Source organism: Prevotella sp. HMSC077E09, from assembly GCF_001814685.1.
Lineage (GTDB): Bacteria > Bacteroidota > Bacteroidia > Bacteroidales > Bacteroidaceae > Prevotella > Prevotella oris.
In genome coordinates this window covers 28,921-48,413 of record NZ_KV817582.1, presented here as the reverse complement: position 1 = coordinate 48,413, position 19,493 = coordinate 28,921, and the positions used below count along the sequence as shown (strand labels likewise).

General features: G+C 41.1%; 17 protein-coding genes and 4 tRNA genes. 9 read left to right on the top strand and 12 right to left on the bottom strand.

From position 1 onward, the window contains the following. Nucleotides 1–180 precede the first annotated feature (180 nt). Complete coding sequence (locus HMPREF2983_RS10325) at nt 181–2,469, bottom strand: NADP-dependent malic enzyme (protein ID WP_004370913.1); 2,289 nt, start codon at nt 2,467–2,469, stop codon at nt 181–183. Between the two features lie 150 nt (nt 2,470–2,619). Here HMPREF2983_RS10325 and HMPREF2983_RS10320 point away from each other — a divergent pair, with 150 nt between their 5' ends. Genes HMPREF2983_RS10320 through HMPREF2983_RS10305 form a run of 4 tightly spaced genes read left to right on the top strand, consistent with a single transcriptional unit; the run spans nt 2,620 to nt 5,141 of the window. Further along, on the top strand, nt 2,620–3,252 hold the full coding sequence (locus HMPREF2983_RS10320) for a TetR/AcrR family transcriptional regulator (RefSeq protein WP_070668272.1): 633 nt from the start codon (nt 2,620–2,622) through the stop codon (nt 3,250–3,252). Next, a complete protein-coding gene (locus HMPREF2983_RS10315; protein ID WP_070668096.1) occupies nt 3,249–4,040 on the top strand; it encodes a Rossmann-like and DUF2520 domain-containing protein in 792 nt (263 codons plus the stop codon). Before HMPREF2983_RS10320 ends, HMPREF2983_RS10315 begins: the two co-directional genes overlap by 4 nt. Beyond that, nucleotides 4,037–4,555, top strand: a complete 519-nt coding sequence (locus tag HMPREF2983_RS10310) for a KdsC family phosphatase (RefSeq protein WP_070668094.1) — start codon at nt 4,037–4,039, stop codon at nt 4,553–4,555. The genes HMPREF2983_RS10315 and HMPREF2983_RS10310 overlap by 4 nt, the downstream gene beginning before the upstream one ends. A 13-nt stretch (nt 4,556–4,568) precedes the next feature. Continuing rightward, the gene (locus tag HMPREF2983_RS10305) at nt 4,569–5,141 is read left to right on the top strand and encodes a Maf-like protein (RefSeq protein ID WP_070668092.1); all 573 of its coding nucleotides are present in this window, start codon (nt 4,569–4,571) and stop codon (nt 5,139–5,141) included. A 170-nt stretch (nt 5,142–5,311) separates the two neighbouring features. On the opposite strand, the gene HMPREF2983_RS10300 is transcribed toward HMPREF2983_RS10305, so the two are convergent. The 11 genes from HMPREF2983_RS10300 to uvrB all read right to left on the bottom strand — a co-directional run bounded on the left by HMPREF2983_RS10300 (nt 5,312) and on the right by uvrB (nt 13,518). Continuing rightward, a tRNA-Lys gene (locus tag HMPREF2983_RS10300) sits at nt 5,312–5,384 on the bottom strand. 29 nt (nt 5,385–5,413) lie between these two features. Next, nucleotides 5,414–5,486 (bottom strand) — tRNA-Lys (locus tag HMPREF2983_RS10295). A 132-nt stretch (nt 5,487–5,618) separates the two neighbouring features. Beyond that, nucleotides 5,619–6,059 (bottom strand): T9SS type A sorting domain-containing protein, encoded by a 441-nt coding sequence (locus HMPREF2983_RS10290; RefSeq protein ID WP_232000301.1) that lies wholly within the window; start codon nt 6,057–6,059, stop codon nt 5,619–5,621. A gap of 131 nt (nt 6,060–6,190) precedes the next feature. Continuing rightward, a tRNA-Gly gene (locus HMPREF2983_RS10285) sits at nt 6,191–6,261 on the bottom strand. A gap of 5 nt (nt 6,262–6,266) precedes the next feature. Continuing rightward, nucleotides 6,267–6,339, bottom strand: a tRNA-Thr gene (locus HMPREF2983_RS10280). Nucleotides 6,340–6,405: 66 nt separating this feature from the next. After that, nucleotides 6,406–7,038: an HD domain-containing protein gene (locus HMPREF2983_RS10275; RefSeq protein WP_070668090.1), complete on the bottom strand. Its 633-nt coding sequence runs from the start codon at nt 7,036–7,038 to the stop codon at nt 6,406–6,408. Nucleotides 7,039–7,041: 3 nt separating this feature from the next. Continuing rightward, the gene (menA, locus tag HMPREF2983_RS10270; RefSeq protein WP_070668088.1) at nt 7,042–7,959 is read right to left on the bottom strand and encodes a 1,4-dihydroxy-2-naphthoate octaprenyltransferase; all 918 of its coding nucleotides are present in this window, start codon (nt 7,957–7,959) and stop codon (nt 7,042–7,044) included. Between the two features lie 2 nt (nt 7,960–7,961). Continuing rightward, on the bottom strand, nt 7,962–10,268 hold the full coding sequence (locus HMPREF2983_RS10265) for a putative porin (protein WP_070668086.1): 2,307 nt from the start codon (nt 10,266–10,268) through the stop codon (nt 7,962–7,964). Beyond that, nucleotides 10,265–10,522: a hypothetical protein gene (locus HMPREF2983_RS10260; protein WP_018920359.1), complete on the bottom strand. Its 258-nt coding sequence runs from the start codon at nt 10,520–10,522 to the stop codon at nt 10,265–10,267. The genes HMPREF2983_RS10265 and HMPREF2983_RS10260 overlap by 4 nt, the downstream gene beginning before the upstream one ends. Before the next feature lie 19 nt (nt 10,523–10,541). Then, complete coding sequence (locus tag HMPREF2983_RS10255) at nt 10,542–11,339, bottom strand: DUF4468 domain-containing protein (protein ID WP_004370955.1); 798 nt, start codon at nt 11,337–11,339, stop codon at nt 10,542–10,544. Nucleotides 11,340–11,469: 130 nt separating this feature from the next. Further along, on the bottom strand, nt 11,470–13,518 hold the full coding sequence (gene uvrB, locus HMPREF2983_RS10250) for an excinuclease ABC subunit UvrB (RefSeq protein WP_070668084.1): 2,049 nt from the start codon (nt 13,516–13,518) through the stop codon (nt 11,470–11,472). A gap of 251 nt (nt 13,519–13,769) precedes the next feature. On the opposite strand from uvrB, the gene HMPREF2983_RS10245 reads away from it, so the two are divergent. The 5 genes from HMPREF2983_RS10245 to HMPREF2983_RS10225 all read left to right on the top strand — a co-directional run bounded on the left by HMPREF2983_RS10245 (nt 13,770) and on the right by HMPREF2983_RS10225 (nt 19,490). Beyond that, nucleotides 13,770–13,985 carry a hypothetical protein gene (locus HMPREF2983_RS10245; protein WP_246829399.1) on the top strand — a complete coding sequence of 72 codons (216 nt, stop codon included), beginning with the start codon at nt 13,770–13,772 and terminating at the stop codon, nt 13,983–13,985. 397 nt (nt 13,986–14,382) lie between these two features. Then, complete coding sequence (locus tag HMPREF2983_RS10240; RefSeq protein ID WP_018920355.1) at nt 14,383–15,243, top strand: outer membrane protein assembly factor BamD; 861 nt, start codon at nt 14,383–14,385, stop codon at nt 15,241–15,243. Nucleotides 15,244–15,250: 7 nt separating this feature from the next. Then, nucleotides 15,251–15,586, top strand: a complete 336-nt coding sequence (locus tag HMPREF2983_RS10235) for a DNA-directed RNA polymerase subunit omega (protein ID WP_018920354.1) — start codon at nt 15,251–15,253, stop codon at nt 15,584–15,586. A 1-nt stretch (nt 15,587) separates the two neighbouring features. Next, nucleotides 15,588–16,031, top strand: coding sequence for a DUF4293 domain-containing protein (locus HMPREF2983_RS10230; protein ID WP_070668081.1), 444 nt, complete (start codon nt 15,588–15,590; stop codon nt 16,029–16,031). Nucleotides 16,032–16,322: 291 nt separating this feature from the next. Beyond that, nucleotides 16,323–19,490 carry a leucine-rich repeat domain-containing protein gene (locus tag HMPREF2983_RS10225; RefSeq protein WP_070668079.1) on the top strand — a complete coding sequence of 1,056 codons (3,168 nt, stop codon included), beginning with the start codon at nt 16,323–16,325 and terminating at the stop codon, nt 19,488–19,490. Nucleotides 19,491–19,493: the final 3 nt, after the last annotated feature.

The following is a 19,493-nucleotide window of genomic DNA, read 5'->3' as shown; positions in this document are numbered from 1 at the left end:
TTGGGAAGACTGAAAATCAGCGAAAATCAGCTTTCCCAAACTTGGGAAGAACAAAAAACGCCGTTGGCTGCGTTTCCCAACCCTCGGAAAGACGAAAAGACCCCGAAAGTTAGGCGAAATAACTTTCGGGGGCCGGTTTGTTTTGCTACGCTCTCTTTTTTTATAACCGTAGCAGAATGCTTATTTGTTATTCTTTACCTTTTCAACATAAGCATCGATAACTGCTACTGCCGTGATGTTTACAACATCTTTGACAGAACTTTCAAAGTCGGTAAAGTGGATAGATTTGTTGAGTCCCATCTGGATAGGGCCAATGATTTCACAGTCTTTGTTGAGCTCTTGCAGAAGTTTATAGCTGCAGTTTGCACTGCTCATGTTGGGAAACACGAGGGTGTTGACATCTTTTCCTTTCAGGCGGCTGAATGGGAATTTGTCGTCACGAAGTTCCTTGTTGAGTGCGAAATTCACTTGCATCTCACCATCAATGGCCAAGTCTGGATATTCTTTCTGCATCTGTTCGACGGCATTATGTACCTTTAGCGGACTTCCAATCTCGTCTGTACCGAAGTTCGAATAGCTCAGCATGGCAATGACCGGCTCCTCGTTGAAGAACTTCACCGTGTGGGCACTCAGCTTCGCAATATCCGTGAGTATATTCTCATCCGGGTGGCGATTAATCAGCGTATCCGCAATATAATAGATGCCCTTTTTGGTGTTGAGCAGGTGCATCGTGCCGAACGTCCTGTATTCCGGTCTTACGCCAATCACTTCTTTGGCCACTTTGATCGTATTGCTGTATTTGGTGTACAGGCCTGTTATGAATGCGTCGGCATAGCCATTCTCCACCAGACTCATGCCGAAATAGTTGCGTTCATACATTTTGTCGTAGGCTTCTTCAAACGTGTATCCCTGTCGTGCACGTTTTTCGGCCAAGTGTTTGGCAAAAGTTGCACGGCGTCCTTGCTCTTGATCAGCACGCATGTCAATGATTTCAACCCCGTTGAGATCAAGCTTCAATCGGTTGGCCAAACGATGAAGGCGATCAGGATTGCCCAACAGGATAGGCTCGCAGATGCCTTCCTGTTTTGCCTGGACAGCGGCTTTCATCATCGTGGCGTGACCTCCTTCGGCAAAAACGACCTTTTGTGGGTGCAGACGTGCAGTGTCATGGAGCTTGCGGGTGAGTGCGGTTTCCTGGCCGAGCAACTGTCGCAATCCTTTTTTATAGGTTTCCCAATCCTTGACAGGCGTACGGGCCACTCCGCTTTCCATGGCAGCTTTGGCCACGGCAGCACTTACCTCGGTAATCAATCGCGGGTCGACAGGCTTTGGAATGAAGTATTTAGGACCGAATGTCAAATCGGTGACATGATAGATTTCATTGACTACATCGGGAACCGGTTGCTTCGCCAATTCTGCAATAGCTCTTACTGCAGCAAGCTTCATGTCTTCATTGATAGCCTTTGCATGAACATCGAGTGCGCCACGGAAGATATAGGGGAAGCCGATGACATTATTGATTTGGTTGGGATAATCGCTTCGTCCGGTGCTCATCAATACGTCAGGGCGGCTGGCAATGGCATCGTCATAGGAGATTTCAGGTACAGGATTGGCTAATGCAAAAACAATGGGATTGTCTGCCATGCTGCGGATCATATCCTGTGTAAGGACATTTCCCTTGCTCAGGCCGAGGAATACGTCTGCTCCCTGAAGCGCTTCTTCCAATGTGTGAATATCCTTTCGTTTGGTAGCAAAGAGAGCTTTCTGCGGTGTAAGCTTCTCGCGGTCGGCCGTGATGACTCCTTTTGAGTCAAGCATGATGATGTTTTCAACCCTTGCACCAAGAGCTACATACAGTTTTGTACAGCTGATTGCTGCAGCTCCAGCCCCATTGACAACTATCTTTACTTTGCTGATGTCTTTGCCAGCCACTTCGAGCGCATTGATGAGTCCGGCAGCAGAAATGATTGCCGTTCCATGCTGATCATCGTGCATCACGGGAATGTCAAGGCTCTTCTTCAGGCGTTCTTCGATATAGAAACATTCAGGCGCCTTGATATCTTCCAGATTGATACCACCGAATGACGGGGCTATTCTCTCAACGGCTTCACAGAACTTTTCCGGATCTTTCTCTGCCACCTCAATATCGAAAACATCAATACCACCATAGATTTTGAAAAGTAATCCTTTCCCCTCCATTACCGGTTTGCCACTCATAGCACCGATATCTCCGAGACCTAAGACGGCGGTACCATTGCTGATAACAGCAACAAGATTGCCTTTGTCGGTATATTTGTAGACATCATCGGGGTTGGCCTGGATTTCAAGACAGGGGAAAGCAACACCTGGTGAATAGGCCAAACTCAAGTCTGTTTGTGTGTGGTAGGGCTTTGTCGGCTTCACTTCTATCTTGCCCGGACGCCCATTTTCATGATAGGCCAAGGCTGCTTCTTTCGTAACTTTTACCATTTTCGTTTATTTAAAGTTCTGTTTTCTTTTTCTTTTTTCCTTCCATCACTTGCAAAGTTAGCAAAAAACGTGGGATTGAATATGCGTTTTTTGTTATTTTTTGTAACTTTGCAAAAGAATATCTCACGGGCTTCTTATCTACAAAACCTTATGCATAAGACAAACGCAACGACAGAATATCGCGAGCAGTTGAAGGGACGTATTCTTGAAACTGCCATGCATGAATTTATGACGAATGGTATCCGACAGGTCAAGATGGATGATATTGCCAGAAAATTGGGGATATCTAAGCGTACGCTTTATGAAATCTACGACAATAAGGAGGATTTACTGATGGAGGGAATACGGGAGGCTGAAAACTGTTATGACCACTATATGGAAGTTTTCCAGCTTAAACATGCTACTTCGGTGATGGATGTTTTTGCTGAATTTTATCGTTATAAAGTCGAGAGGTTTCAGAACATTTCGCCTGCTTTCTTTGTTGATTTGCATAAATACACGCGTATAATCTCCTATCTTGACTCCGTGCATGAGTCGCGTAATAAGAAAGGAAAATTGTTCTTTCAACGTGGGGTAGAGGAAGGATACTTTCGTGGAGATGTCGACTATGACCTTTTGGAGCAGATTAGTTCTGTAGCCATGCGACATGTCATGGAACACCAACTTTATCAGCTTTATAGTATGAAACATATCCTATATAATATCATTTTCCTTTTTATGAGAGGCATCTGTACGGAGAAAGGACAGGCAATCTTAGACGAAAAATTGAAGATTCTACGATGAAAATTACTCTTATAGGTTCAGGAAACCTGGCTACTAACATTGGTGTAGCGTTAAAAAATGCAGGTCATCAGATTGTGCAAGTGTACAGTCATCGGCTTTTGAATGCTGTCAGTTTGGCTTCTCGTCTGGAAGCAAAAGCGGTCAATCTGCTTTCTGAAATAAATAATGATGCTGATGTTTATATTCTTTCATTGAAGGATAGTGTATTACAGGAAGTGATAGCTGCTGTTTGTAAAAACAAATCAGATAAGATTTTCTTGCATACTGCAGGCAGTGTGCCTATGGCGTTATTTGAAGGTAGTGCTGTGCGTTATGGGGTACTCTATCCAATGCAGACCTTCTCAAAGGAAAGAGTTGTTGACTTTAGGTCACTCCCCTGTTTTATAGAAGCTTGTGATAATTCTGTTTTAGAAAAAATAAAAACTCTTGCCCTTTCAATATCTACTAAGGTATACACGCTGTCATCTGCTGACAGGAAATATCTTCATCTTGCAGCAGTATTTGCCTGCAATTTCGTGAATCATTGTTATGAAATCTCATCAGAATTGCTGGCTGCCCATAGTGTTCCTTTCGATGTACTCCTGCCGCTAATTGATGAGACGGCACATAAGGTGCATGAACTTTCGCCTGTTCATGCCCAGACTGGGCCGGCAGTCCGTTATGATGAGAATGTGATGGAAAAACATAAGATGTTGTTGGCTGCATCTCCATTGTGGCAGAACCTCTATGAGCTGATGAGTAAATCCATTCATCAAACAGCAATAATAAACAACAATAAACGAATATGATCAATTATGATTTAACAAAGATAAAAGCCATCATCTTTGATGTAGACGGTGTACTTTCAGCTGAAACAATTGTGCTTTCACATACAGGAGAACCATTGCGTACGGTGAATATTAAAGATGGCTATGCTATCCAATTGGCCGTTAAAATGGGCCTTCAAATAGTTATTCTTACCGGAGGGAAGACCGAAGCTGTAAGATTGCGCTATGAAAGTTTAGGTGTTCAGCATGTCTGTATGGGGTGTTCTGTAAAAATAAAGACTTATGAAAGTCTATTAGAACAAATGCACGTCAGTGATGAAGAGGTGTTATATGTGGGGGATGACATACCAGATTACGAGGTGATGTGTCGTTGTGGTTGTCCTTGTTGTCCGGCAGACGCGGTCTCTGATATCAAAGGCATATCACTCTATATCAGTTCTAAGGCAGGCGGATATGGGTGTGGTCGCGATATCATTGAGCAGGTATTGCGGGCGCAAGGTAAATGGATGAGTGAGGCAAAGGCTTTCGGTTGGTAATACATTGGGATGTATGGATAATAAGTATAAGATTATTTTGGCAAGTAATTCTCCTCGCAGGAAAGAACTGCTTGCAGGTTTAGACATAGCTTTTGAGGTCGTTGTGAAAGAAGGGATAGATGAAACTTATCCTGAAGACCTACCGTCAGACGAGGTTCCCTTGTATCTTTCACGGTTGAAAGCTGCTGCTTATTGTGACACCATGAATGCAAAAGAGTTGGTGTTGACGGCCGATACTGTTGTTGTCGTGGATGATATGATTTTGGGAAAACCGAGTAATGAGGCTGAAGCTTATCGCATGTTGCGTTTGCTGAGCGGGCGAACACATCATGTCGTCACGGGAGTAAGTTTGACAACTTTAGAGAAACAACGCAGCTTCAACGTGACAACCGAAGTTACATTCAGGGTGTTGAGCGATGCAGAAATCAACTATTATGTTGAAAGATACAAGCCTTTTGATAAGGCAGGAGCATATGGAATACAGGAATGGATTGGCTATATAGGTGTTACTTCACTGAAAGGAAGTTATTTTAATGTGATGGGGTTGCCGGTACAGCGTATCTATGAGGAACTCTTGAAGTTTTGAATGGCAACGGCATTGGATGTTTTACCAAGTATTCTATGGGAGGTTATTAAACAGCCAAGTGGTAAGAATGTCGAATAAAATAAACAAAATTAGGTATTAGCTACTTGTTGGTCGCAACAGATATTTTGCCTATAAACAAAAAAAGAGAGGTGGAAGACCAACTCTCTTTGTACACCCTTAGGGATTCGAACCCTAGACCCACTGATTAAGAGTCAGTTGCTCTACCAACTGAGCTAAGGGTGCAAGTGCAATTTATCAACATCTACCAAATGTACACCCTTAGGGATTCGAACCCTAGACCCACTGATTAAGAGTCAGTTGCTCTACCAACTGAGCTAAGGGTGCATTTAATATTGTCACGGAAGATATAATTCCGAATTGCGTGTGCAAAGGTACATTCTTTTCATCAAACAGCCAAATAAAAGAATGTTTTTTTTCAAAAAAATAGGGCAGAAGCTATAGTTTGAATTATTAGAGCTATCTCTTCACGAATTTGATAACTGTATTTTTGTCTTGAATTAGATAGATACCGGTATTAAAGTGGCTGATATCAATTGGTGTTGTTGGGCTGACAGAAAGAATGTTTTGCAGCCTATTGCCTGCAATGTCATAGATATTAATGGATGTTCCAGGCTTTGTGCCACTGATAAGGATTTCTTTTTCGTAGATGCCGCTTATTGAAGCAATATGTGCTTTGTCTATTCCTTCCACGCAAGCAAGCTTAGTCATTGTATCAGCTATCTTGTTACTTGTTGTCGTGTTGTCGCTCCAATGGAGGATAACCGCAGAGTCTTCGAAGCTGATTTCTATGACATTCTTGTCTGCCCGATTGCCGTTGATACTCAATTCTTCATTGTGTCGTGCATAGACAACCGTGGACATGATGAATAGGTAAAGTAGCAGGATAACGTTCCTCATAAGCATCCAATACTATATTATGCTTGCAAATATACGAAAAGAAGCGTTATGTTATTTGAAATAAAGAATAAAAAAATAATAGCTTTTAATAATTTAACAAATGAGAAGCGTTAAATTATGAGGAATATTTGAGCGGAATACGGGAGTCGAACCCGCCTTTCAAGCTTGGGAAGCTCGCGCACTACCGATGTGCTAATTCCGCAAGAGAGCCGATACCGGGACTCGAACCCGGGACCTACGCATTACGAATGCGTTGCTCTACCAACTGAGCCATATCGGCATAGAGACTCATGCTTTTCGGTGTTTCGTGGTGCAAAGGTATATTATTTTTTTGGAAAAGCCAAATTTATTCATTATTTTCTTTTGAATATAAGAGGTCAAATTTCATGCGTAACAGGTTTTTATCTTCAATAGTATCCTGTATGTCTTTGAGCTTTCTGGCATTGGGACTTCCGGGAATCCACAGATGTATGTAGCCGTTTCGTGAATATTTTTCATTCATGTGGCTTTCAAAGCGTTTCCATTGTCCCTCTTTATCTAATTCAGGATAGTTCTCAAGACCAAACTGTATGGCTCGGCTGAAGACAACATCCGGCTCAAGATCGCGGTCGGCTTCAGCTACAATTTTGCCATAGATGGTGCGTGGAGTGTGGCTTGAACTGGCTCGATGGTCTTCAACGGCTTCTTTCATGATTTTCAACTGGTCGTTGTTGAACCACTTCTTCAGACGTACATCATTGCTTAAAATCTTGCCACTCGTGAGATGATGAATGGCACGCGGTCCCGACATACCAAGGTCATGATAGGCTGCAATAACATATGCCATGTTAATATCTGCACCAACATAATTGGCCAGTTCAATGGAATTCTTGATAACCCGATTGACATGTTGCAGTCCATGACTCTTTCCAAAGGCTGTATAACGAGGGAGTATATGGTGCTCAATAAACTCCATGATTTCCAAAGATACCTGTTGCATATGTTAAATTAAGATTGCCAGAGTTGATAATATACCGAAGATAAACATGTTGCGGGCTGTCATTCCCAAGACCTTATTGAGTTCCTTACCTTGTTGTATCTTTAACATTCTCTCATAAGTAAAGAAGTGAAGAAACAGATATCCCAGCAAAAAGGTGGGAGCAAAAGCACTTTCCGAATTGGTTATACTGACGAATAGCATGAGGATTTCTCCAATCAGGCCCGATAAGAAATAAAGACGTGTGCCCCATTTCTCACCAACTCGAACAATGAGCGTGATTTTCCCGTCACGTCGGTCGTTGTCTCTGTCACGATAGTTATTAACGATAAGTAAAGTATCGATAACGAAACCACAGGCCAATGAAGCCAGAATGACTTCTAAAGAAATATTTCTTTCTGCTTGTGGCATGATGACATAATAGGTCAGGCAGACAGGAATAATGCCAAAAAATATAAGTACCAACAGATCGCCTAACCCAAAATAAGACAGTTTTGTCGTATAGAGGAAGCAAAAGAGGACACAGAGTAGGCCAATCAGAAGCATTCCGTATCCACCATATATAATAAGTGGTAGTCCAATGATACATGCCAGAATAGTGGTCATGACAATTGCCTTTTTCATGGCAGGTAGGGTTATCCAACCCTCAGTGCATGCTCTTTTAGGTCCCAATCTATTCTCGGATTTGTCGTTTCCGTTTTGACAATCGAAGTAATCGTTAATGAAATTGGCATCTATCTGCATGATGAAAGCAAAGAGAAAGCAAAGTATAGCGGGGATAACAGCAAACTGTTCAATCCCCGTTTGGTTGAAGGCAAGCGTGGTACCAATCATGACAGGAACAGCTGCACCCGTCAATGTCTTTGGCCTCGAAGCAAGAAACCAAGCTTTGAATGAATTTATGACAATCTTGTTTTCGTTCATTTTCAGTTGAAGAAGTTCCAACTTAATCCAAATCTAAGTATGCCTTGATTGAGTGGATAGTGTGGAGTGTAGAAATAATTCTTCTTGCCGGTTCCTGCATTTAGATGGCTCATCATGATGAAAAAGCGTGTATGTTTCAAGTGGAAATTGGCGTAAACATTAACTACGGGATAGTTTCCTATCTCAACACGGCTGTCACTTCCTGTCGTATTTGTATTTGTCTGCACGGCATATTGTCCCAAACTTGGAACGTAATCGGAGGCATAATACTTTGTGAAATATCTCACATCTGCCCCGAAATCACATCGCAATACGTGAGCAATCTTAAAGCGAAGATAGACGTTACTGTAGAGATTGAGCGTCGGAACAGGCAAAACAGTCTTGTTGCTTGAGTTTTGATATGTAATTACACTCTCCCAATTAAGTGGTCCAAACGTGAAATCCTGTGACAGAGATGCTGTCAACAGATGAATGGCTCCACTGTTCTGATTTACTGTAATAGCATGATTAACACGCTTTCCACTTGTTATTGTATGGGATGATGCGAAGTAAGTATAGTTCTTGATTTCATCCACTGCTACGCGTAAAGTGGTGCGTGTTTTTTGATAATTCAGAATGCCTTGTATCTTTGAATGCAGGATTTTGCTCATGTTTGTATTGTCCCACCATGCATGTCGACTATGATAATGACGATAATAGAACGTAGGATTTAAGCGATAGAAGAATCCGTTGGCTGTTAAAGTCAAAGTATCTCCAAACAGTTTGAAATTGAGATCAGCTGATCCATCGATTTTCAATTGCCCGGCATCTTCACCGGTAAGCCATGTCTCGGCAATGGCATCATAATGGAAAGTCTTACCTTGTTTCTTACTCAATTGTGCTCCAAAACTCAGGTTGTGCTCGTTGTAAGTGTCTATTCCTGTAGCACTTGGGAGCGTAAAATGCCTCAACTCCGATGTAATAAAAGCTTTCAATCCCGCCTTAGCCCATTTGTTAAAGCCTTCCAATAAGGATAAAGCGAATGTATTTTTGAGTCTATAGTGGCGAGTTTTGTCATAGATAGAGTCACCGGTTAGCAGTTCATCTACAGTGTAAGTATTTGCATAGAAATCGGTAGGAGTCTTATATGCCTGATAGATACGGCGATAGTTGTCGAACTTGAGCGTATGGATAAAACTTGTGACAGGGACAAATTCTTTCTTCATCCATGCTGTGTCAACCTGCGTTTTCTTTTCTGCAGCAAGCAAACTGTCTGCAGCCTGTTTGTCCAAGGCTACGCGATTATTATCTTTCTTCTGTGAGATTGGCTCTGCCCCCATTATTTTTGCATCATCAGGACGGCCCTGGAGGGTAACTGTTTTGTCGTCATCCAGTCTTCCCTCTTGTGTTGCCTTATCTTTTCGTTTCTGTGCTTCGTTTTCTTTTTTCGAAGCCATGGCAAACTTCTTTGCCTTGATTTCCTCTTCTGTCATAGACACTTTCCTGCTGAAACCGAGGTTATAACGATGCGTTAGAAATATGTGTTGATTGTCGTTCCTGTTCCAGTTTTGCGACAAAGCTGTCGGTATTTCATTCGTAGAGTACTTGTCACTATAGCTTTCCGGATGCGTGATATAGTTGTCATCAGTGATACCACCATTCTCACTAACCTTTTGGTGATTGGTTGACATTAACAAGTGAGCCTGATAATGGTCTCCCAAGTAAGAACCATACATGGTATAGTTGAAATGTGCGGTACTCTGGTCTTGATAATACCCCCTTCCATAGAGATAATCGAATTTAAAGCCGACACCTAACCTTTTTCCTGCATTTACTCCAAACTTCGTTGTAAGGTGATCTTCGCCGTTAGTTCGGTTGCCTGCATTGTTATAAGTGATATTGGTAAAGGGCGACAGAGTATTCGTGAAGTGGAACTGTTCAATAGCGGTAATGATGAAATCATAGGGCTGTGTGAAGATAAACTGGCTCCCGAAAGGTCGGTCAGTCACAATACGGTTTATGCGTGGAGCACCTAAATTCCCCGTCGTAGTATAGTCACCTCGTAAACCTGTTGTAAAGATTGAGTTCATGAACATGTGTGAAATCGTATCGGGAACCGCTGCCTTTCGGTCTCCGAAACGTGTGTCCACAGTCCATACTTTGATACCCTCTGGGATTTCCTTGTTGCTCCCTAATGAATCTTTTTTACTCTTGTTGTTACGTTGGATAGTATTCCCGTCAGTATCTATTTGGTTGAAACCATCATCAAACTGGGCATAACCATGTGCTGTAGAAAGAAGGAAGATGAAAAAAAAGAATGTTTTTTTCATTTGCGGAACATTCGTAATGCAACCTCAATAAACTTCAATACTACTGCTACAATGAGTATAATCGTAGCTGTAATTTTATAGTCTGTCTGTGTATATACTATGACACCGACAATAGCAAGCACCATGAAAATGATGTTAAGTATGTTGCGATATTTAAGCATGTCATCGTTGTTGTCTATTAACCGCTTCTGTTTGTGATGCGGTCTGACGGCATACTGCGTCTCATTTATATTTGTTTTTTCTTCCTGATTCATATCTTATTGAATTATATTTTTATTTGAGTGCTTGTTTTATCTCGTTGAAAATCTCATTCACTCGGTCTACTGTCTTCATTCTGAACTTAGCATTCATGCGCTGTAGCTTTGTGCCTTTCTTGGTAAGAGCTACTCTGTCAGCAATCAGATTTTCTGCTGTGGCCTTGAAACCTGAAGGCCTATCCTCTTCATAATTGTAGTTGATGCGACTTAAAGTCAGTTCCAATTGCCCATTCTGACACTTGGCAACAATCGTGTAGTTGAATTTAGTACGGTCTAAAGAAAGCAGATTTTGAGAGAAAACCAACCATTCTTCATATTTTGCTGCAATCATATGCTCAGCTTCGTTAACCAACGCTATGCGACTGTTCCCGGCCTGATGTTCATCATGAGCTAAGTTGTTGAGAACATTGTAAACGCGTTTGTAAATTTCAGATGCGTTCATGTTGGTGGCAGTCTGCCTGAGTTCAAAAGTTACTTTCCCATCTTGCTCAGGCACAGCACCAGCTAAATAACCCTCGTAAGGATTAGTAGTCTTGGAGACAACAGGTTGAGATTGCTGCTTGGTTTGTTGGGGTATCGTCCAACTGTCTTTCTGTTGTTGTGTTGCTTGTGTGGCCTGTTCTGCCTCTTCTGCTGCTTTCAAGGCTTCTTCAGCAGCACGCTTTGCTTCCTCTGCTGCCTTTTTTGCTTCTGCTGCTTTCCTTGCAGCTTCGGCCTTTAAGATTTCAACTTTGTTCGCAGGGACAGGCGTAACAGTCTGCGCTATGCCTATAGCAGGCACCAAACAACATATTGCAATGAATAGATTTTTCATAAGATAATCAAATATAATATGACAAAATTACTAAAAAAAGACGAGAGAACGGATGGCGTTACGCTTGATTTTTCAAACTTAACGATAATTAATAAAAATCGCTTTCTTATCCTGTTCTCCCATCTGGGCTTTATACTTTGTCTTTCAACTGTTCCTGCAAGCGGATGATTTCATCGCGATATTGAGCGGCTTGAATAAAGTCAAGGTCTTTTGCTGCTTGCTTCATAAGAGCTGTTGTGTTGGCAATGCTCTTCTCTAATTCTGCCTTTGACATGCGTTTGACAATTGGATCAGCAGCAAAGGCACCACTCTCCGGCTCCAAATAAATGCCAGGATATTTACCATTCTGTGTTACAGCATCTTTTCTGTCATTGCTTTCGACAGACAAACTTGCTAATGAGGAGCCTATCTGTTTCTTGATTTGTTTAGGTGTGATATGGTGATCTTCATTGTATTTCAGCTGTATACTGCGTCGACGTGCAGTTTCGTCTATTGTTTTCTGCATGCTTTCCGTGATAGTATCGGCATACATAATCACCTTCCCATTGACATTTCTTGCTGCGCGACCTGCTGTCTGTGTCAGGCTACGATGACTGCGCAAGAAACCTTCTTTGTCTGCGTCGAGAATGGCAACCAACGACACTTCCGGCAAATCAAGACCCTCGCGAAGTAGATTTACGCCAACAAGGACATCAAAAACACCGGCTCGCAGGTTGTTCATAATCTTCACACGGTCGAGTGTTGCCACGTCACTGTGAATATAGTTTGCCTTTATTTCATGGTTCAAAAGATATTCTGTTAGTTCTTCTGCCATTCGCTTTGTAAGCGTTGTTACAAGTACTCTTTCCTGTCGGTGAATGCGTCTTAGAATCTCATCCATGAGATCATCTATCTGATTTTCTGATGGGCGAACCTCGATTTCGGGATCTAACAGCCCGGTAGGACGGATAATCTGTTCCACAATAACACCCTCAGCCTCTTCTATTTCATATTTGGCCGGTGTTGCACTGACGTAGATAATCTGGTTAATCAGTGAATGGAATTCCTCAAATCTCAATGGACGGTTGTCGAAAGCTGCCGGCAATCGGAAACCATATTCCACGAGATTCTGCTTTCGGGCACGGTCTCCGCCGTACATTGCATTGATTTGTGGCACGCTCACATGGCTTTCGTCAATCACCATCAGATAGTCTTTTGGGAAGAAATCAAGCAGGCAATAGGGGCGTTCTCCTGGCTGGCGGCCATCGAAATAACGCGAGTAGTTCTCAATACCACTGCAATGTCCTAACTCTTTTATCATCTCCATGTCATATTCTACACGTTCCTTAACTCGCTGAGCCTTAATGTTATCACCAATTGAGTTAAAGTATTCCACGCGCTCTGTCAAGTCGTCTTGTATCATGCGGATAGCCTGTTCGGTCTGTTCTTTGGAGGTAACGAAGAGATTTGCAGGATAGATTTCATAGGTCTCAAAACGCTCCAAACTGTGAAAAGTCGTGCTGTCCACTTCCTCAATACAGTCAATTTCATCGTCCCACCACGTCACACGGAGGATATTGTCGCTATAAGCCATGGAGATATCTACCGTGTCGCCTTTCACCCGAAAGGTTCCCCTTTGCAAATCAATATCGTTTCTTACGTAGAGCGCATCAACGAGTTTGCGCAAAAACTCATTGCGGTCGAGTGTCTGTCCACGCTTGATTTTGATGATACTTTCCTGCATGGCAACAGGCCCTCCCATACCATAAATACATGAAACCGACGATACTACAATCACGTCTTTGCGGCCGGAAAGCAGGGCAGAAACGGCACCTAATCGCAGTTTATCTATCTCGTCATTGATAGCAAGGTCTTTCTCTATATAGGTGTCTGAGGTCGGAAGATAGGCTTCGGGTTGGTAATAGTCGTAGTATGAAACATAATATTCCACGGCATTATCAGGGAAAAAGCCCTTCATTTCCTCATAGAGCTGGGCTGCAAGTGTCTTGTTATGACTTAAAATCAAGGTTGGCTTGTTGGCGTTTGCAATGACATTGGCCACAGTAAATGTCTTTCCTGAGCCGGTAACACCCAACAAAACCTGTGCAGGGATACCTTCTTTGATGCCTTCTGTCAATTGCTCAATGGCTTCGGGTTGGTCACCGGTAGGACTGTATTTTGAAGTAAGTTTGAAATCCATGTATTCTTTATTATCCTTTGTTTCAACTGCAAATTTACGAAATCCCCAATGATTATGCAATCTTATGCGAAGTAAAATCTTTCTTCAGTTTCATGAAAATATTATGATGAAGAACAGAAATAGCAGACTGACAGTATAAGACAACGTATTTTGATAGTCATATTCTGAACAACAGTTAAAGGCAGAAATATTTATTTTTTGTGTAAATAATAATGCTCTGTTTTAACACTTTGGGAGATGAGCAAATAGAAATGAAAAAGCTGAAAAACAGGCTTTATTTTATCTCTCCAAAGCATTTGATGGGTGATTTCGTTCATAAAGCGTTGCAATTTGATGCGAATTACACCGTTATTTGGGCCAAAACGCGTGCCAATCTGAGGCATATTACAGTGTGTTTTGATGCAGATTGCACTGCTTTTCAGCATGATTTTGCATCTTATTTTCTAATGAAATCCATAATCTTCTGACAGTCAAAGGATTATAAAACCCTAAAAAATAGGGCGTATTTGGAATGAAGGAGACTTGCTTTTCAAATATACAGAGCAAATGAAAGAGTTTGTAAAGATATTTATAAAGAAATAAATTATACTTTATTATTTGGAATTATGCGACCGAATAAAATGCTTATTGTTAAATTTATCATGGGAAACAGCATTATAGAATGCCATGCTTCGGGTGTCGTATTGTTTTGTCAAGCTCAAAAGAGCAGTGTCAGATTGAGTTTTATTTGGCTTATAATATCAGAAAATACTCGTCGGAATGAGTTATGATATTGCTTGATACGTTATAAAGATTAATATTTTACGAAAAAGTGTATCTTTTACTTTGCAAATCATAGAAAAGTCCGTAACTTTGCAATTCAAAATGTTTGATATGAAGAAAAAGGGTTTACTTCCTATATGCATGGTGTTACTTTTCTCGAGTTGTGCCCAAGAATTCAATAAAGTGTACAAGACAGACAACTATCAGTACAAGTATGAATTCGCTAAAGAGTGCTATGCTAAAGGAAGATATACGCAGGCTATTACATTGCTGACCGACCTCATCAATATCCAGAAAGGAACTGATAATGCACAGGAAAGTCTGTATATGTTGGCTATGGCCGAATATGGAAGTATGGACTATGAAGGGGCAGCCCAGGCTTTCAAACGCTATTATCAGTCTTATCCGAAAGGATATCTTGCGGAGATGGCTCATTATTATGAAGGGTTGAGTCTTTATAAAAGTACGCCGGAACCGCGCCTTGATCAGTCAATGACAGTATCTGCTATCAATGCTTTTCAGACCTATCTTGATCTCTATCCCGATGCAAAACTGAAGCCCGAGGCACAGAAATATCTGTTTGAATTGCAGGATAAGCTTGTTTTGAAAGAGCTTTATTCAGCTCGACTCTATTATAATCTTGGCCCTTATTTCGGTAACTGTTCAGATGGCGGTAACAACTATGAAGCTTGTATCGTCACCTGCCAGAATGCCTTGAAAGATTATCCTTATACTGCTTTGCGTGAGGAATTTTCACTGTTGTTGATGAAGAGTAAGTTTGAACTTGCCGAGCAAAGTGTGGAAACTAAACGCTTGGAGCGCTATCAGGATGCTGAAGACGAATGCTATGGCTTTATCAATCAGTTCCCTGATTCCAAGGATAAGAGCATTGCCGAGAAGTTTATTGCCCGTTGTAAGAAGTATACGGGAGAGAGTTCCACAGACAATAATAATAACAATTAAATAAATAATGGATTACAAGAAATCAAAAGCACCGGTTAATACTGTAACTCGTGACATCATGGAGCTCTGCAAGGAAACCGGTAACATCTATGAGAGTGTAGCAATCATTTCTAAGCGTTCTAATCAAATCTCTGTTGAAATCAAGCAGGATTTGAATAAGAAACTTGCTGAATTTGCTTCTTATAATGATTCTCTTGAGGAGGTTTTCGAGAACCGCGAGCAGATAGAAATCTCGCGTTATTACGAGAAACTGCCGAAACCAACACTGCTTGCAACAGAGGAATTCATTGAAGGGAACGTCTATTGGCGCGATCCTTCGAAAGAAACTAACGTAGAGGAATAAGATGATACAGCGTAAGCAGACTCTGTATTTATTGGCAGCTCTGATTGTGACCATTGTCTGTCTATGCCTTCCGATAGCCTCTTTGAAGGCTTCCGGTATGGAGCCGGACAGCATTGTCACTAATCTTTGGATACGCAGCAACGCAGGGATTTCATTCTTCGTAAGTCCACTTTTTGTGCTGTTGTTGCTGACTTGTCCGCTCACATTGTGGGCTATTTTCAAGTATCATCAGCGTTTGTTTCAGGTAAAGTTGTGTGTGATTAATATGATTCTTATCGTTCTTTGGTATGCTTATTTTGCATTCTTCCATTTCACATCAACGGCATCCGTCTCTCTTCGCTTTGCCTTTTGTCTGCCCATTATTGCGTTTTTCCTTCATCATATGGCGCGTAATGCCATTCTTGCAGATGAAAAATTAGTCAGGGATGCAGACAGAATTCGATAAAACAAGACTTAAAGTCCCACTCATTTCCCTGTTATAAGAAAACAAGAGTGGGGCTTTATTATTTATCTGCTACCATGAAGTGTTCCGGTTTATCATTGACGTTCCCGAAACTTTTGGTTTCAATGACATTGTGAAGGAATTGGATGTAGTTGCCGACTCTTATCAAGATTATGGGTAGAAGAGTATCTCGTGAGAAATAAAGACATGTTTTGTAAAAAAGTTTTAAAGATAAACACAACAATAGTATTCATAAAAGTGATTCAGAATTATTAATCGTAATAATATTAAATTATGGCAAAAATTAAACTTTTATTATTGGCGTTGCTATTTATAGCAATACCAAAAGGACTTTACGCCTATACTAATGGGCAGATTGTTAATATCAATCACATGAACTATAAAGTGACTTCGGTTGCTTTGCACCAACTTGCTTTTTTGAATGCCGACAATACTGTTGTTGGACAGTTGGTAATTCCAGGAAAAGTTTCGGATAATAAAGGCACAATTTTTACTGTTACTCGCGTATCTTTTATTGGTAGATATACTTGTGAGAATATTACTTCGGTTAAGTTACCTGAAACTGTTACTCATTTGGATGTGGGTGTGTTTTCAGGTGCTAGTTTGGAGTCTATCACCATTCCAAAGAGTGTGCTACACATCGAAGAAAATGCGAATACTCAGTTGAAGAAAGTACCTAAGTACATAGTGGATTCTGATAATCCTAATTTTAAATCAGATAGCAATGGTGCCCTTTATTCAAAGGATGGAAAGACGTTGCGTTTTGTTCCATCATCTATACCTCTTGAAAATGGGGCTTATACTGTTAACTCCAGTGTGGAAAAGATTACAAAATCATGCTTTACTCTGATTAATGGGTTAAAAAAAATAAATCTTCCACCCAATCTGAAAGAAGTTTCTGTTGGTTATCCTTCTATTGCTCCAATCAAATCACTTGAGGAGTTTGCAATGCCCACAGTAGGAGCTACTACTCCTTATAGCATTAAGGACGGTGTTCTCTGCAAAGGTAACGAGCTTGTATTCTATCCTCGCGCTAAGCCTGTAGTTGATTATAAAGTGCCTGATGGTATAACCTCTCTTGCAAACTTCTCTATTGCTTATCCTAGGGATATGGAAAAAATAGATCTGAATCAGGTTACCACTATGGCCAAATCTTCGCTTCTTGCTGCTTATAAACTCACTGAAGTCACCCTTCCTAAGCATCTAAAGAAGTATAATCCTACTACAAAGACGGGTATGGAACCTGGTTGTATTGGTTCTTGTTCAAAACTTGCTAAGTATATAGTTCCTGCTGAAAATACAGACTTTGAAGCTGTGGATGGTGTAGTTTATTCTAAGCTTAAAAAGGATGTTCTCTATCTCTATCCAGCAGGTAAATCTGGAGATACCTATAATATTCTTCCAGAAACAAAAGTGATTGAGGCTCTGGCTTTTTGGTCTGTACAGCATCTTAAGACAATGACCTTTCCTGCAGGATTAGACTCCATTAAAGATGAGGCGTTTCGTCAGCTGCCAAAGCTTGAAAAAGTGATATTTACGGAACCTTCAAATATTAAGCATCTTGGTAAGGCTGTTTTTAGAGCGTGTTCAAAATTGACAGAGGTAACATTGCCCTCAAAAATCACATCACTTGATATGCCTTTTGCCGATTGTGCCAATTTAGAAACAATTAATGTTCCGAATGGTTCCCAACTGAAAACGCTCCACTCTAATTCTTTTTCTTCTAACAAAAAATTGAAGCAGTTCAACTTCAAAGGAACTTGTCAGCTTGAAGAAATTGAGTCAGATGCTTTTGCCTACTTGAAAAATCTTGAGTCTTTTACATTCCCCAAGACGGTAAAGACGATAAAAACCAATGCTTTCAGAGGCTGTTCGGGTATGAAAACGGCGGAATTTCCTTCCGATGCCGAGATTGAGAAAATTGGTCCGGGAGCTTTTGCAGACTGCGGTTTGACGAGCTTCAAGGTTCCTAATAACGTGAAAGAAATCGAGCGTGAAGCTTTTAACAAGTGTTCGGCTCTTACTGTTGTAAACCTCTCTGAGAAGACAGTAAAAGTTAGCCCCGAGGCTTTCAGTTTGTGTTCAAATCTCCATACAATCACTTTCCTCTGCGATAATAAAATTGATCCAGCCAAGATCAACCAATTGCAAAATAAAAGATCTTTTGACGATGGAAAAGAAGCTCCTAATTTAATGGAGAAGATTGATATCCATGTGCGTAAGGAGAAAATCTCGGACTACCAGAATGATAATTTCTACAAAAAGTTTAAGTCCATCAATCCCTCTTTTGTAAATGGTACAGAGGAGTATATAGCTGTTTCTGATGGTGCTGTAGATATGCTCAAGACAACGCGTGAAGATGAGACTTTTGTTTTTCCTGAAAAAGTGACTCATAACGGCAAGGATTACGTAGTGAGTCTGATTGGTGACTATGCTTTCAATGGTGTCAGCAACAAGGTGAAAGAAGTTGTAGTAACGAAAGATGTTAAGTATGTTGGGGCGAAGGCTTTCATGACCGATAAAGAACACAAAACGAGTACTATCCAGAGCGTATTCTTTATAGAGAGTAATCCCACGAAGGAAATGTTGAGTACCACTCGCTTCGATCTTGATGATACGGGCAATAATTACAACGAGTTTGCAACAACAACAGACATCTACGTGAAGAAAACAGCTCTCCCTACTTACCAAACAGAATGGGGTAAGACGGTTTATAAGAAAGAAACCGATAAAGAAGAGAAGAGTCCTCTTGATTTCACTTCACAACTTAAATATCAGATTCCCGGTGTAACCATAAAAAACAAATATAGCACATTTGCACGTGAGTTCGATGTGGACTTCGGTGTTTATAACACAGAAAAAGGGAACAGCAAAGTAGCAGCTTTCGTTGCCAAGATAAGTGATGTAAAACCAGGTAGTGGTGACTATGGGAACTCCAACTATTTTGTGAAAATGTCAAGTGTAGACGTAAATGGTGGTTACAGTAGTAGCTATGACTATGTACCGGCCAACACCGGCGTATTATTGAAAGTGTTAGACAAAGAAGCTACATCAAATGATTTCTACTATGCCATAGGTGAAAAGGATGATCAAGTCTATAGCGTTAACAATAACATCATGACGGGTGTTATAGTAAACTCAAAGAGTGTATTGGCATCGGCCGCTGATCCGGTCTATCTGATTCAGGGCGGTATCTTTAGAAAGGCTGTGAGTACTATTAATCCCTTCCCTATCCATAAAGCTTATGCCAAGATTGCGGGTGTACCCGCAGGTGCTAAGTTGACACTCGTCTTTGCAGGCGATGACAATACAACAGGAATAACAACGGTTGATGCAACCAAGACCGGTGATGATAGCTATTACAACCTCAACGGTCAGCGTGTGATAAATCCACAGCATGGTGTCTTCATTCGTCGCGGACGCAAGGTAATTATTAAATAGTGT